Here is a 13,204-nt window from a genome sequence, read left to right on the forward strand (position 1 = left end):
TATGGCACTTCGATGCCGCAGAGTGGGCGCCGTCCACAGCATCAATCGCGTCATTTTGGTCGTCGGCCGACTACTTCCGGTCTTCCCTGGAAACGGACATCGTCACGGCCGGTCGCCATTGCTCATAGGTGCCAACAGGGGACATCATTCGATCACCTCGTCAGCGCGGGCGAGCAACGACTCGGGAATTACTAATCCAAGGTCCTTGGCAGCCTTCTGATTGATGACGAGTTCGAATTTCGTCGGCCGATAGTAGGGAATATCACCGGGCTTCGCACCCTTGAGGATTTTGTCGATGGAACGAGCGACCTGGTGAAAAAGCTCCACAAAATCGACGCCATAGGCCATGAGCCCTTCGCCGTCTTCTACATACGACCGAAATGGATAAATGGCCGGCAACCGGTATTTCTTAGCCAACTCGCCGATCAGTTGTGCCTTCGTAATGAGTTCCGGACTCCCGTCGACGAAGAGCGCGTCGGCACCTTCCTGCGACATGAAGGCGAAGACACGCTGATATTCCGCTTCGCTTGCATCCTCGAGATAGTAGGGCCCAACGACTACTACGCCCGCTTTCTCTGCCGCCTTCTGCATTAAGGCTCCTGCCGGGTTTTGGCGCAGCCCCAGAATTGCCAGCTTCGATATTTTTGGGACGACTTCCCGGAGAAGCTCAAGCCGTTTGCCCCAAATCTCCGATCCAGCATCGACGCTGACGCCCGTGATGTTCCCGCCCGGCCGTGCGATGCTCGGCACAAGGCCAAGATCGACCGGATCTATGGTCATCGCAACGATCGGTATGGTGGACGTTGCCTCTCTGAGAGGCACCACCACCCAATTCGTAAACGCAACAACAAGATTGGGATTGCTGGCTACGATATCGCGGGCGAGCTTGGGGTAGAGTTCCGCACGCCCCTCGCCGGAATAACGCTCGATTACCAGGTTCTGTCCCTCGACATAGCCGAGACGGCGAATTTCCTGGAAAAGCTCCCGCCAGAACCGGTTGCTGCTAACTTCGGTTAGCTCGGCGACCGGCCACAATGGATGCAGTATCGCGATCCGGTACGCCTTCGTCGATTGCTGCGCTCGTGCGCTAAGCGGCAGCATGACTCCTGAACCCATGAACGCGATGAACTCACGCCGTCGCATGTGTCCCTCCCTGCAAGGACCACGGGCCGAAAAGCCTAGCACCTTGCGGTGGGCTCTGTAGATCCTTTGAAGGACCGCTTAGGGTCAAAGCAGACTTCCAGGCCCATTTGGCATGTTTGCTTACTCTCGACAGCGGACGTTGCTTACCATTTTCGACTCAGCGTATGGAATGGTTGGACAAGCGAAGCCGTCGGCGCAACGCAGGTTCGGACTTCAGCAATCGGCGAAATCCCGACGTGCGACATATCTGCGAAACTAACTCCCTAGGCTATTCCATTACCTCGTCGACGCGCGAGAGGAGGTTGGGCGGGATGGAAAGGCCGATTGCTCTTGCTGTTTTCAAACTGATCGCCAACTCAAATCTGGTTGGCTGCTCAACCGGGAGGTCAGCGGGTTTTGCGCCGTTCAGAATCTTTCCAGCATAGACGCCAAGCTGATGGGACACATCAGTGATACGAGGCGAGTAACTCATAAGCCCGCCATTTTTACGAAAAGAGACCACTCATAGATGGCTGGTATCCGATTCTGCTCGCATAACGCCGCAAGTTGCTCTCGGCGCGCAATGTAAAATGCATCTGGGCTGACAAGCAGCGCAACGTACTTCCGGTCTCTGATCTCGTCGAAGGCAGTAGCAATTTTCTGGTCTGTGCTCGCCCGCAGAACGTAGAGTTGCCGTCCAAGCGACTTGGCCGCGGCTTCAGCGTCTGAGGAGATTACATCTGCATTGGGATTCGTCGGATTGATCAGCATTGCGATTGTGCCGCCTGCAGGCGTCAACTCGGCCAAAAGCTCCAGTCGCTTGGCGACGAGCTGTGGAGTGTACATGCTCACGCCGGTCGCGTTGCCTCCCGGCCTGTTTAGACTAGAAACAACGCCAACGGATACAGGATCCATGGCGATTGCAAACACAATCGGGATCGTCTTTGTTGCGGCCGTTGTCGCCAAAACGCCGTTTGTACCGGTGGCGGCGACAATTACTCGAACATTGTTTTTGACGAGGGTTGCGACCAGCTCCGGAAACCGATCATATTGTCCCTCGGCAAAGGCGTATTCGATTGCGACGTTCTGGTTATCCACGAAACCCAAGGTGCGGAGACCTTCGCGGAAGGCGGCGAGCAGTTCCGTGCTTTTCTCGGCTGAATCGAAGCCCAGATTAAGTACGCCTTTCTCTGCATATGCCGGACATAACGAGATAGCTGCTGCAGCCACGAAATGCGTTATGAACTCCCGCCGCCTCATTCGATCCACCATTGTAGTTCGAGCAGAGCCAGTTAGACGGTTGCGCATCAAACTACCATACGACCCAATCCGTTGCCACCCATGCTCTTCTCACAGCGAACTTGGGTGGCCACACACGCATAGTCTCGAACGGGAAGCGCGGTAACGATGCCGTCGAGTGTGCCCTCTAGTAGAGACGTCGCATCAGCTTATTAGGCTACGCAATGTGTCAAGCAAGCAGGAGCGCGCAGCCCCGGAGATTTACGGTCAACAACGTTGACCGAAACTACATGGTCTGACGTCTGAATCGGGGCTTTTTTGGAATCGACAACGTCTGACGCTGGGTGTTCACTTTTGAGAAGCAAGAGGTCTTCCGCTCATCAAAGAAAGCCAACATCACCCGCTTAGGCTCGTGGCGATGGCGAAGAGGTGATCGAATGAGGAGGCGGCAATTCATCCAGCTTGTGGGAGTGTCGTCTGCTTGGCCGCTGATCGCGCACGCGCAGCAGATTGCTGCGAATAGGGGAAACGCCAAAATTGGCGTGCTTTGGCACGCTGGAAATGCCGACGAGGAGAAGGTTTATCTGGACGTCCTGACCAAGGCGTTCAGCGATCTCGGTTACCTCGAAGGCAAGAATGTCATGTTCTTGCACCGATTTCCCGCCGAACAGCCCGATCGGTTTCGCCAGTTCGCGGAGGACCTCGTCGATCAACGGGCCGACGTAATTGTCGCCGTTACGCAAAGAGGCGCGATGGAGCTTAAGCGAGCCACGGGTGCAATTCCCGTAGTCTTCGTCATAGGCGTTAACCCGGTCGGCAGTGGCCTGATTGAAAGCTTGGCTCGCCCAGGCGGTAACTTGACGGGATTGTCTGTCATGACGCTGGATACTTCGGGAAAACGGATAGGTCTATTGAAGGAGGCTGTTCCGACGCTCAAGCGCCTAGCGCTCCTGATCGACACTAACGACCCGATAGCTGCGAACCCATCGCCATATGTTAGCGCAGCGAAGGCTCTGGGGCTGGAAGCTGGCCCTGTCGAGGTGCCAACCCCTGATGCGATTGAGACGGCTTTTTCATCGGCCTCGGAAGATCGCTACGACGCCGCGATCGTAATTGGATCGATGCTGTTCAATGAACGGGAGCGGGTCGGCAGGGCTGCGCTGGCGCACAGGATGCCGACAGGGTCGGTCATTGCGGAAATGGTACCCCATGGACTGTTGATGTCGTACGGGCAAGATTTCCCCGACTTCTTTCGCAAAGCGGCCGGTTACGTCGACAAAATCTTGAAAGGCGCAAAACCCGCTGACCTGCCCGTCGAACAGCCCACGCGCTTCAAGCTGGTGATCAATTTGCAGGCCGCTAAAGCACTCGGACTTGCGATCCCGGCTACGCTGCTTATGAGCGCTGACGAGGTGATCGAATGAAGCGGCGGCGTGAGTTCATTGCGCTCGTTGGGGCAGCAGCCGTACTGCCGCTTGTCGCACGGGCGCAACAATCTACGAAAGTGTACCGGATCGCCATAATGCATCCGTCACATCCGATAACCGAGCTGAATGAACTCAGCCGCTTCCGTTACTATCGCGAGTTTTTCGGGGAACTTCGTCAGCTCGGATACATCGAGGGACATAATCTGGAGATCGAACGCTTCTCGGCGGAAGGGCGCGTCGACAACTATACCAAGCTCGCGCGCGATGTTGCGGCCCGCAATCCATACCTTGTCTTTGCGATCAGTGTTTCGCTGGTCGTCGCTCTCAAAGAGACAACGTCAACAATCCCGATTGTTGCCATGACCAGCGATCCGATAGGCCACGGCATAGCGGCAAGTATCGCTCGACCGGGTGGAAACGTCACTGGCGTTACCGTCGATGCCGGTCTGGAGCTTTGGGCAAAACGTATTCAGCTTCTAAGGGAATTCGTTCCAACGATATCCAAGTTGGCGATCCTGGCTGTGCGACGAAACCCCGAACGAGCCGCAATGCAAGAGACAGCCGAGAAAGCCGGTATCCAGGTCGTGGGCCCGTCTTTTGTCGATGATGGGAGCGAGGAAGAATATCGGCGTCTCTTCGCCAGGATGTCGCAGGAAGGTGCCGAGGCGCTATTTGTCGATGGAAGTCCGGAGCACATCACAAAGCGACAACTGATCGGCGAGCTGGCTTCACAGTATCGGTTGCCGGCCATCTACCCGTTTCGTTCGTTTGTTGAAGCCGGTGGCCTTATGGCCTATGGCATCGACCTCGTGGAGATTTTTCGACAAGCCGCCCGTGTGACCGATCGAATCCTCAAAGGCGCGAAACCGGGTGACATCCCCTTCTATCAGCCGACCAAATTCGAATTCGTCATCAATCGCAAGGCTGCTCAGGACATCGGACTACTAAGTTCCGAGCCGCTGCTTGCCCGCGCCGATGAGGTGATCGAATGAGATGGAGGGTGTTCTGACCGGATTCGGTCCCCAGGCTTCGTCCTGATCGTCTGAATTTGTAAGGTTGTACAGATTTCAAATTGGCCTCCCGTGGAGAATTGCTATGCGGCGAAGGGATTTTGTTAGAACCGTTGCCTATTCTTCAATCGCTCTGCCTCTTCGCGCCTTTGCCCAACAACCGGCTGGCAAGGTGTGGCGCGTCGGCTATCTATATCCTGGAAACTTGGACAACCCGGCCGACCGCGCAGCGCTCAATCTCTTCAGTTCTGAACTCGCCCGGCTTGGCTTCGCTGAGGGAACGAACGTTCTTATCGACACGAGGTTCGCCAAAGGAAAGCCAGGCACGCTAGATGCGCTCGCGAAAGACATTGTCGATGCGCGGCCCGACGCAATCGTGGCAATCGCAACGCCAGCCATTGCTGCCGCCCAAAAAGCAACGAGCGCAATCCCGATCGTCATGATGCCCGCAACCGATCCGATCGGCTCCGGGTTCGTCAAGAGTTTGGCGCGTCCGGGCGGCAACATCACTGGCATGGCCAACATGTACGGAGATTCGGTCCCCAAAGACATCGAGTTGCTTCACAGCCTTCTGCCAACCGCGAACCGTCTGGCGATTTTGGGGTCGTCCAATCCCACTCATCCAGAACAACGGGAAATCGCAATCAAAGCGGCGAAGACGTTGGGCTTCACGACCCTCCCGGTGATGGCACCCAACCAAGATGAACTCGAGCAAGCGTTTGCGAGAATGAGCGCGGAGAATTGCGACACGCTCTTCGTTCTGGCCGATCCGGTACGACCGCCAATTGTACAGTTGGCGGCAAGGGAGAAGATTCCAGCGATGTACCAGTTTGGGGGCTATGTGGACCTGGGCGGTTTCGCAAGCTACGGCGCCGAATTCAACGCGATCTTGCGGAAGGGCGCGGAATACATCGCCAGGATCTTCAAAGGTGCCAATCCTGCCGAAACTCCGGTTGAACAACCGGTCGTGTTTGAGTTTGCCATAAACCTAAACACGGCAAAGGAACTCGGCGTATCCGTTCCGGAAGGCATATTGGCACGAGCCGATCGGCTTATTGAATAGCAGGTGCGCCGGAGTGGTTTGCTACGGTTAATGGCATGAGCATTTCTCTTCACCCCGATACGCCGCAAGGCCGGGCCGCGACGGCACCGCCGCCAGAGAGCGCGATGTCGAAGACTGTCTCGCCGCGCAGGAACGGAAGCCGCCTTTTCCTCAAGTACGTCGCACTGTTCGTTGCGGTGGTCGCCGTTGCGCTTCTGTCCAACGGCATTTTCGAAGTCTTCTTCTATTACCGCGAGCACAAGGCGTCCCTGATCCGCATCCAGCACGAACAGGCCGAAGCCGCCGCGGCAAAGATCAGCCAATTCGTCAAGGAGATCCAAAGCCAGCTCGGCTGGACGACGCAGTTGCCGTGGTCGGCCGGTTCGCCCGAGCAACGTCGGTTTGATGCGCTACGGCTCTTGCGCCAGGCGCCGGCCGTCACGGAGCTGGCCCAAGTGGATTCGACGGGCAAGGAGCGGCTCCGGATTTCGCGCCTGGCTATGGACGTGATCGACAGCGGACTCGATCTCTCCAAGGAGCCGAAGTTCACTGAGGCCATGGCGCAAAAGGCCTATTACGGGCCTGTCTATTTCCGAAGAGAGTCCGAGCCGTACATGACCCTGGCGGTCGCGGGCACCCGCAAAGACGCCGGCGTCAGCATCGCAGAAGTGAATCTGAAGCTGATCTGGGACGTGGTTTCCAAGATCAAGGTCGGCCAGCACGGTCACGCCTACGTGGTCGACTCGCAGGGACGATTGATTGCGCATCCCGACATTAGCCTGGTGCTGCGTAACACCGACATGTCGAAGTTGGCGCAGGTTCGGGCCGCGCAGGCCGGCCTAGTTGACGGCGGCGCGGACGAACTGCAGGGGGCACTGAACATTCAGGGCCAACAGGTTCTGGCGGCCTCCGCGCCAATTGCTCCCATGGGCTGGACCATGCTCGTCGAGCTGCCGGTTGAGGAGGCATATGCCTCCCTTTACACTGCCCTGCAGCGGCTGGGCATTGTGCTTCTGGCTGCCTCGGTTTTCGCCGTGCTCGCCGGCATATTCCTGGCTCGACGCATGGTTGGGCCAATCCAGGCCCTGCGTGCCGGGGCGGAGCGTATCGGTGGCGGAGAGTTTTCCCAGCGTATCTGCATCAAGACCGGTGACGAACTGGAAGGGCTTGCCGATCAGTTCAACGATATGGGGGCTCGACTGCAGGAATCCTATGCCGATTTGGAGAAGAAGGTCGAACAGCGGACAGCAGAATTACGCGAGTCCCTTCAGCAACAGACCGCAACGTCCGAGGTGCTCCAAACGATCACTTCGTCGGCAGGCGCTCTCGCGCCTGTGTTCGAAAAGATGCTGGAAAACGCAACGCGGATCTGTGGCGCCAACTTCGGCACCATGACACTCTATGAAAACGACGGCTTTCGGACGGTAGCGACTTACAACGCGCCGAAGGCTTACATCGACACCCAGCTTTACAAGCCCATTCGCCCACATCCCGAGAGTGGACTGGGTTCGATACAGCGAACGCATCAAACGGTCCACATTACTGACATCAGGAGGCAACCTCCATACCTTCAAGGCAATCCGAATGTTCGCGCAATCGCTGACCTTGCCGGTGCGCGCACGTTGGTCATCGTTCCAATGCTCAAGGAGGACGATCTGATCGGCACGATTACGATCTTCAGACAGGAGGTCAGGCCGTTTACAGACAAGCAGATCGAGTTGGTTGCAAACTTCGCCACGCAGGCAGTGATCGCGATCGAGAACGCGCGATTGCTGAACGAATTGCGCCAACGTACGACAGAGCTGTCGCAGTCGCTCGAAGAACTGCGGACCGCTCAGGACCGGCTGATCCAGACGGAGAAACTTGCCTCTCTCGGCCAGCTCACCGCGGGGATTGCGCACGAAATCAAGAACCCACTGAACTTCGTCAACAACTTCTCGGCCCTGTCGACCGAGCTGATCGACGAAGTGAACGATCTGCTCAAGTCTGCCCCGCTCGGCGACAAGGTACGCGAGGAACTGAATGAGCTCACGCATACGCTCAGAGGCAATCTCGAAAAGATAGTGCAGCACGGCAAGCGCGCCGACTCGATCGTCAAGAACATGCTGTTGCATTCGCGTGAAGGGTCGGGAGAGCGCCGGGCTGCCGACATCAACGCGATTGTCGAGGAGAGCCTGAACCTTGCCTATCATGGCGCCCGCGCGGAGAAATCCGGTTTCAACATCACGCTCAGGCGCGACCTCGATCACAACGCCGGTGCGATTGACGTCTATCCTCAGGAAATCACGCGGGTGCTCCTGAACCTGATTTCGAACGGCTTCTATGCTGCGACTAAACGCAAGCAAGCCGAAGGCGACGGATTTGAGCCGACCCTTACCGCCAGCACCAGAAATCTAGGCAATAAGGTCGAGATCCGCATTCGCGACAACGGCATGGGGATTCCCAACGAGGTTCGAGACAAGATCTTCAATCCGTTCTTCACCACGAAGCCTGCAGGCGAAGGCACCGGGCTTGGCCTCTCCATGAGCCACGACATCGTGGTGAAACAGCATGGTGGTAGGATCGACGTCGACAGCGAGCCAGGCGTTTTTACCGAATTCATCATTACGCTGCCACGGATGTTGGCGGCAAAAGGAAATGCGGGAGGCGCAAATTGAGCGTTTATATCCTTGTGGTCGACGACGAGCCCGACGTGGAGACCCTATTTCGCCAGCACTTCCGGCGCGATCTGCGCGCCGGCCGCTTTCTCATGGAGTTCGCCCCCTCTGCTCCGGTTGCACTACAGCGCGCGGTGGAAATCCAGGATGCCACGCTGATTTTGATCCTCTCCGACATCAATATGCCTGGCATGAGCGGGCTGGAGATGTTGCCCGAAGTGCGTGCCAGGCGACCCGACGTCCCCGTGATCATGATCACGGCCTATGGGGACCCTGAAACCCGAAGAAAAGCAATCGAGCGAGGTGCGGTTGGTCTTTTGACCAAGCCGATAGACTTCGCTCTGTTGCGGCACGAGATCGATGCCAGGCTCGAGCAAGCGGCATGACGGCCACGATACTTGTAGTCGATGATGAGCCCGACCTAGAAGAGCTGGTCCTGCAGAAATTCCGCAGGCAAATCGGCGAAGGCATTGTGACCTTCATGTTCGCGCGCGACGGTGTCGAAGCGCTGCAATCGATCGAGCGACATCCGAACGTCGATCTCGTGGTGTGCGATATCAACATGCCGCGGATGGACGGCCTCTCGCTGCTCGCAAAACTGCAGCAGGCAGAGGATAAGAAATCGACCATCATCGTTTCGGCCTATGGGGACATGAGCAATATCCGCGTCGCGATGAACCGCGGCGCCTTTGATTTCCTGACCAAGCCGATCGATTTCGCGGATCTCGAAGCGACTATCGAGAAGACGATCCGCCACGTCGAGATGCTGCGGGAAACCCGCCGACGGCAGAACGAGGCTGAGCGTGCTCATGCCTCGTTGTCGCGCTATTTCTCGCCTCAGCTGGCAAAACGGCTTGCGGCTGGAAGCTGCGAGGCCGGCGGCATGGAGGTGCGCTGGCGCGAAGTCGCGACCATCTTCACGGATATCACTGGCTTCACTTCCCTGGTCGAAACTGCCGCGCCGGATGTTCTGGGCGAATTGCTGAACGAATACGTAACCGGAATGACCGACGTGGTCTTCGCGCACGAAGGAACTGTGGCCAAGATCATTGGCGACGCGATCGAGGTTCTCTTCAATGCACCCGGCGATCAGCCCGATTATTCCACGCGCGCGGTCGCTTGCGCGCATGCTCTCGACGCTTGGGCAGAAGAATTCCGTGAGCGGTGGAAAGCCAGAAACGTAAATTTCGGAGCGACCCGCATCGGTGTTCACGCCGGCTCCGCACTCGTCGGAAATTTCGGAGGAAGTCGCTTCTTCGACTACACGGCCCACGGCGATACAATCAACACCGCGGCACGCCTGGAAACGGCCAACAAGTTCCTGGGGACCAGGATCTGCGCCAGCGCGGCCGTCGCAAATGCAGCGGCGAATTTCCAGGGGCGCCCAGTCGGCGACCTGATCTTACGCGGTCGGAGCGGCCCGCTTCGCGCCTACGAGCCGCTGAAGCCCGAAGCTTTCGCGACGGCGGCCACCGCTCGCTATTCCGAAGCCTTTGCTAAGCTTGAAGCCGGCGATCAAGGAGCGATGCCAGCTTTTGCCGCGCTGGTCGGCATGCATTCCGATGACCCGCTCGCCGGCTTTCATCTGAAACGGCTGCTCAACGGCGGCAAGGGCGTCCGGATGGAATTGGGTTGAGTGCCACAGCAGACAGATGGGTGGCTGGATTTTGTCTACCATCAGCCGGCATGTCGAGAACAAGCCGTTGCGCTCATTCCGTTTGCGGAAAATGTCCTCTGGTGACCAAGACATCGGGATAGCAGAAGCAGCGTGACGCTCGGGATAGTGCCGTTAACACGGGGGCAGAACCGGGGCCCTCTTTGCACTTGCTGTGAACCTTATTTCGTCCGCCAAAATGTCGCAGCAGGCAGTCCAGGCTTCGCGCGCTTCGCCTTTGAAATCCGGTCCGAGCGTTTGTTTGTGAGGCACGAAGCCGCCGCGGTGCATATGGCCGACGGGTGGGGTCGGGTCACCGGCGAGCCAGGCGTGGCGATGGTGACCGGCGGCCCCGGCCACGTAAATGCGCTGGGAGCGTTGTTCGCGGCCCAAGCGGCGGAATCCCCAGTGGTTCTTCTTTCAGGGCACGCAGCGACGTGGGAGCTGGGACGAGGCGGGTTCCAGGAAATCAGACAGGCGGACATGGCAAAGCCAGTGACCAAGGCGTCATGGACCGCAAAGTCGACCGCTGCACTCGGAAAGGACATCGCCGAAGCGCTTCGGTTGGCCGGGGAAGGGCGTCCCGGACCCGTCCATGTCAGTTTGCCGTCGGACCTCCTCGACGAAACGGTCGGTCTGGATGAAGTTGTTTGGCCAAAAGTCACTGGCTCAATTGAAGGAAGAGATATCGAAACGGAGGCCGCGGACAAAATACTCTCTGCGATCGCGTCGTCGGAGCGGCCGATCATCTTCGCACCGCCCGCGCTCTCGAGCGTGGATGGACGCTCGCTTCTCAAGGAATTGGAACTTGCGACCAACGCACCGGCAGTCATCCTAGAAAGCCCGCGCGGGGCTGCCGACGCAACTCTGGGCGCGTTCGCAGATCTTGTCCAATCGGTGGATCTCATCGTGCTTTTAGGCAAAGCGTTGGACTTCACCACCCGATGGGCCGCAGCGCCGCACTACCGACCGGACGTCCGACTTGTTGTCATAGATCCAGATGCGGCCATGGTCGGGCGTGCAATGAATGAGGTCGGTCCTCGCGTTCTGGTGGGGTGCGTAGCGGACACGAAGGTTGCGACCCGGACGCTGATCGCGCGCGCTTCGAGTTTGGCCAAGCGAAACCCAGATTGGCTCAAACAGGCCCGTTCGGCGCTGGACGACAGACCTGCGGAATGGGCCTCCGTCTCCTCGTCGACAGAGGGGCGACTTCATCCAGCCGAAATGTTGCGTGTACTACGACCCTACATAGACCGCGACAAGGATACCGTGCTGGTCTCCGACGGCGGCGAGATCGGGCAGTGGGCCCAGAGTATCCTTCCATGCACGCGTCGAATGGTGAATGGCGTATCGGGCGCGATCGGAAGCTCACTCTCCTTGGCAATTGCCGCTCGATGCGCGGAGGAAAGAGCCCGATCTTCGCCGTTCTAGGCGATGGCAGCCTCGGGTTCCACCTTTCAGAGTTCGAGACCGCGGTTCGATGCCGCCTACCGTTCGTAGCCGTTGTCGGAAACGACGGCTGTTGGAATGCGGAAAGCCAGATTCAATTGAGATCATACGGCTCGAACCGCATGCATAACATGGAGCTCATTCCAGCCCGATACGACCTCGTCGTCGAAGCGCTTGGCGGTCATGGCGAACTCGTCAAAAGTGCCGCCGATACGCGATCGAGCGCGCTCTTGCGAGCGGGAAACCGGCCCTCATTAACGTCATGACTGAAAGTATTGCGGCTCCGACGATACGGCTTACAACTTGATGGCTTCGATGCGCGGAGCGGCAAGTTAAGGGTATCTATGTCCGAACTGATCCTGCACCACTACGACTTCTCGAACTATTCGGAAAAAATTCGCGTCGCGCTGGGCTACAAGTCACTGGAATGGTCGAGCGTGATCGTGCCGCCGGTGACACCGAAGCCGGACCTCACGGCCCTGACTGGTGGATATCGTCGGGCGCCTGTTCTGCAGATCGGTGCGGACATCTACTGCGATACCCGCCTGATCCTGCGCGAGCTGGAAAGGCGCCATCCACGACCAAGTTTATTTCCTCCCGGACAAATTGGTCTGGCCAACGCCGTCGCGGCGTGGGCGGAAGGTCCGCTCTTCCGTTCGGTGATGCTGTACGCGTGGGGTACCAACCACGATCTGATGCCGCAGGAACTGTTCGAAGATCGAGCACGGATGAGAGGCTTGCCCGTGCCGAGCGTGAAGTCCGTCGAGCGTGCCGCTGCACGCTCCGCTCCGCTCGTCCGAACGCAGATGCCTCTCATCGAGGACATGCTCGCCGACGGACGCCCATGGATCTGCGGAACCAATGTGACTGTAGCCGATCTCGCCGTCTTCCATGCGATGTGGTTCCTTACGGACCGAAGTCCACGCCTGTCTCATGAATTCGATCGCTTCGAGCTGCTCCGGCAATGGATGTCGCGCATGAGAGCAATAGGCCACGGGCGGTCGCGAACCATTACCGCGAGCGCGGCGATCGAAGTGGCGCGCTCCTCGTCGCCGACTGTCCCGCGGACCTCGGTCCGGCAGCCGGAAGATCCAAAGCTCGGAAGTCTTGTTGAAATTCGGGCCGCCGACTACGCTAAGGACGCAATCGTTGGGACCCTCGCGCTCGTTGATGACGACGAAATCGCGGTTTGGCTGCGCAGCGATCAAGCAGGGGATGTTATCGTCCACTTCCCCCGCATCGGCTTCGAACTGAGGGAGGCCCGCTAGGCCGAGTCTTCCTTGACGCCGCGGGCGACGATCCGAAGCGTGCTGTCCGGAAGCGGCCGCTGCAGCTTTAGCGCCTCATCTGCAGGCGCAGTCAACCAGGTCTCGACCTCTTCTGGTGTTGTCAGGATTACGGGCATGGCCTTCGGGTGGATGGCGCCGACCTCCGAGTTCGCCTCCGTCGTCAGGAATGCGTAGAGGTCGTTCGTGGTTTCGCCCTCCTTGACCTTCCGGACTGATGTCCAGTTAGTCCAGATGCCGGCGAAGCAGGCGAGGGGCCTGCTTTCGTCTAACGCAAACCAGATATCGCCACCCTCGGCCTTGTTGAATTCGCTGAAT

Annotated in this window: 10 protein-coding genes and 2 pseudogenes; 9 read left to right on the forward strand and 3 right to left on the reverse strand. The window is 58.3% G+C overall.

What is annotated here, in order from left to right; translation table 11 throughout:
* Window positions 1-144: 144 nt before the first annotated feature.
* The gene (locus CQ13_RS31185; RefSeq protein ID WP_063800195.1) at window positions 145-1,143 is read right to left on the reverse strand and encodes an ABC transporter substrate-binding protein; all 999 of its coding nucleotides are present in this window, start codon (window positions 1,141-1,143) and stop codon (window positions 145-147) included.
* 268 nt (window positions 1,144-1,411) lie between these two features.
* Window positions 1,412-2,430: pseudogene (locus tag CQ13_RS31195) on the reverse strand (ABC transporter substrate-binding protein).
* Between the two features lie 275 nt (window positions 2,431-2,705).
* On the opposite strand from CQ13_RS31195, the gene CQ13_RS31200 reads away from it, so the two are divergent.
* The 9 genes from CQ13_RS31200 to CQ13_RS31235 all read left to right on the forward strand — a co-directional run bounded on the left by CQ13_RS31200 (window position 2,706) and on the right by CQ13_RS31235 (window position 12,868).
* A complete protein-coding gene (locus CQ13_RS31200; RefSeq protein WP_197427504.1) occupies window positions 2,706-3,785 on the forward strand; it encodes an ABC transporter substrate-binding protein in 1,080 nt (359 codons plus the stop codon).
* The gene (locus tag CQ13_RS31205; RefSeq protein ID WP_082637742.1) at window positions 3,782-4,780 is read left to right on the forward strand and encodes an ABC transporter substrate-binding protein; all 999 of its coding nucleotides are present in this window, start codon (window positions 3,782-3,784) and stop codon (window positions 4,778-4,780) included. The genes CQ13_RS31200 and CQ13_RS31205 overlap by 4 nt, the downstream gene beginning before the upstream one ends.
* Before the next feature lie 103 nt (window positions 4,781-4,883).
* Window positions 4,884-5,861 carry an ABC transporter substrate-binding protein gene (locus CQ13_RS31210; protein WP_057846655.1) on the forward strand — a complete coding sequence of 326 codons (978 nt, stop codon included), beginning with the start codon at window positions 4,884-4,886 and terminating at the stop codon, window positions 5,859-5,861.
* Between the two features lie 35 nt (window positions 5,862-5,896).
* Complete coding sequence (locus tag CQ13_RS31215) at window positions 5,897-8,497, forward strand: cache domain-containing protein (protein WP_057846656.1); 2,601 nt, start codon at window positions 5,897-5,899, stop codon at window positions 8,495-8,497.
* Window positions 8,494-8,883, forward strand: a complete 390-nt coding sequence (locus CQ13_RS31220) for a response regulator (RefSeq protein WP_057846657.1) — start codon at window positions 8,494-8,496, stop codon at window positions 8,881-8,883. Before CQ13_RS31215 ends, CQ13_RS31220 begins: the two co-directional genes overlap by 4 nt.
* Complete coding sequence (locus CQ13_RS31225) at window positions 8,880-10,133, forward strand: adenylate/guanylate cyclase domain-containing protein (RefSeq protein WP_057846658.1); 1,254 nt, start codon at window positions 8,880-8,882, stop codon at window positions 10,131-10,133. The genes CQ13_RS31220 and CQ13_RS31225 overlap by 4 nt, the downstream gene beginning before the upstream one ends.
* 282 nt (window positions 10,134-10,415) lie before the next feature.
* Complete coding sequence (locus CQ13_RS31230; protein WP_156434012.1) at window positions 10,416-11,582, forward strand: thiamine pyrophosphate-binding protein; 1,167 nt, start codon at window positions 10,416-10,418, stop codon at window positions 11,580-11,582.
* Window positions 11,546-11,866 carry a thiamine pyrophosphate-dependent enzyme gene (locus CQ13_RS47320; RefSeq protein WP_197427505.1) on the forward strand — a complete coding sequence of 107 codons (321 nt, stop codon included), beginning with the start codon at window positions 11,546-11,548 and terminating at the stop codon, window positions 11,864-11,866. The genes CQ13_RS31230 and CQ13_RS47320 overlap by 37 nt, the downstream gene beginning before the upstream one ends.
* A gap of 78 nt (window positions 11,867-11,944) precedes the next feature.
* Window positions 11,945-12,868 (forward strand): glutathione S-transferase family protein, encoded by a 924-nt coding sequence (locus CQ13_RS31235; protein WP_057846660.1) that lies wholly within the window; start codon window positions 11,945-11,947, stop codon window positions 12,866-12,868.
* On the opposite strand, the pseudogene CQ13_RS31240 reads toward CQ13_RS31235, so the two are convergent.
* Window positions 12,865-13,203: pseudogene (locus tag CQ13_RS31240) on the reverse strand (SOS response-associated peptidase family protein); the annotation flags it as partial. The gene CQ13_RS31235 and the pseudogene CQ13_RS31240 sit on opposite strands and share 4 nt — an antisense overlap.
* Between the last annotated feature and the right edge of the window lies 1 nt (window position 13,204).

Origin of the sequence: Bradyrhizobium retamae, assembly GCF_001440415.1 — a bacterium.
Lineage (GTDB): Bacteria > Pseudomonadota > Alphaproteobacteria > Rhizobiales > Xanthobacteraceae > Bradyrhizobium > Bradyrhizobium retamae.

Coding starts and splice junctions, on each gene's coding strand:
- CQ13_RS31185 (WP_063800195.1), bottom strand. CDS start 1,143: ATGCGACGGCGTGAGTTCATCGCGTTCATGGGTTCAGGAGTCATGCTG.
- CQ13_RS47320 (WP_197427505.1), top strand. CDS start 11,546: ATGCGCGGAGGAAAGAGCCCGATCTTCGCCGTTCTAGGCGATGGCAGC.
- CQ13_RS31210 (WP_057846655.1), top strand. CDS start 4,884: ATGCGGCGAAGGGATTTTGTTAGAACCGTTGCCTATTCTTCAATCGCT.
- CQ13_RS31225 (WP_057846658.1), top strand. CDS start 8,880: ATGACGGCCACGATACTTGTAGTCGATGATGAGCCCGACCTAGAAGAG.
- CQ13_RS31215 (WP_057846656.1), top strand. CDS start 5,897: ATGAGCATTTCTCTTCACCCCGATACGCCGCAAGGCCGGGCCGCGACG.
- CQ13_RS31235 (WP_057846660.1), top strand. CDS start 11,945: ATGTCCGAACTGATCCTGCACCACTACGACTTCTCGAACTATTCGGAA.
- CQ13_RS31205 (WP_082637742.1), top strand. CDS start 3,782: ATGAAGCGGCGGCGTGAGTTCATTGCGCTCGTTGGGGCAGCAGCCGTA.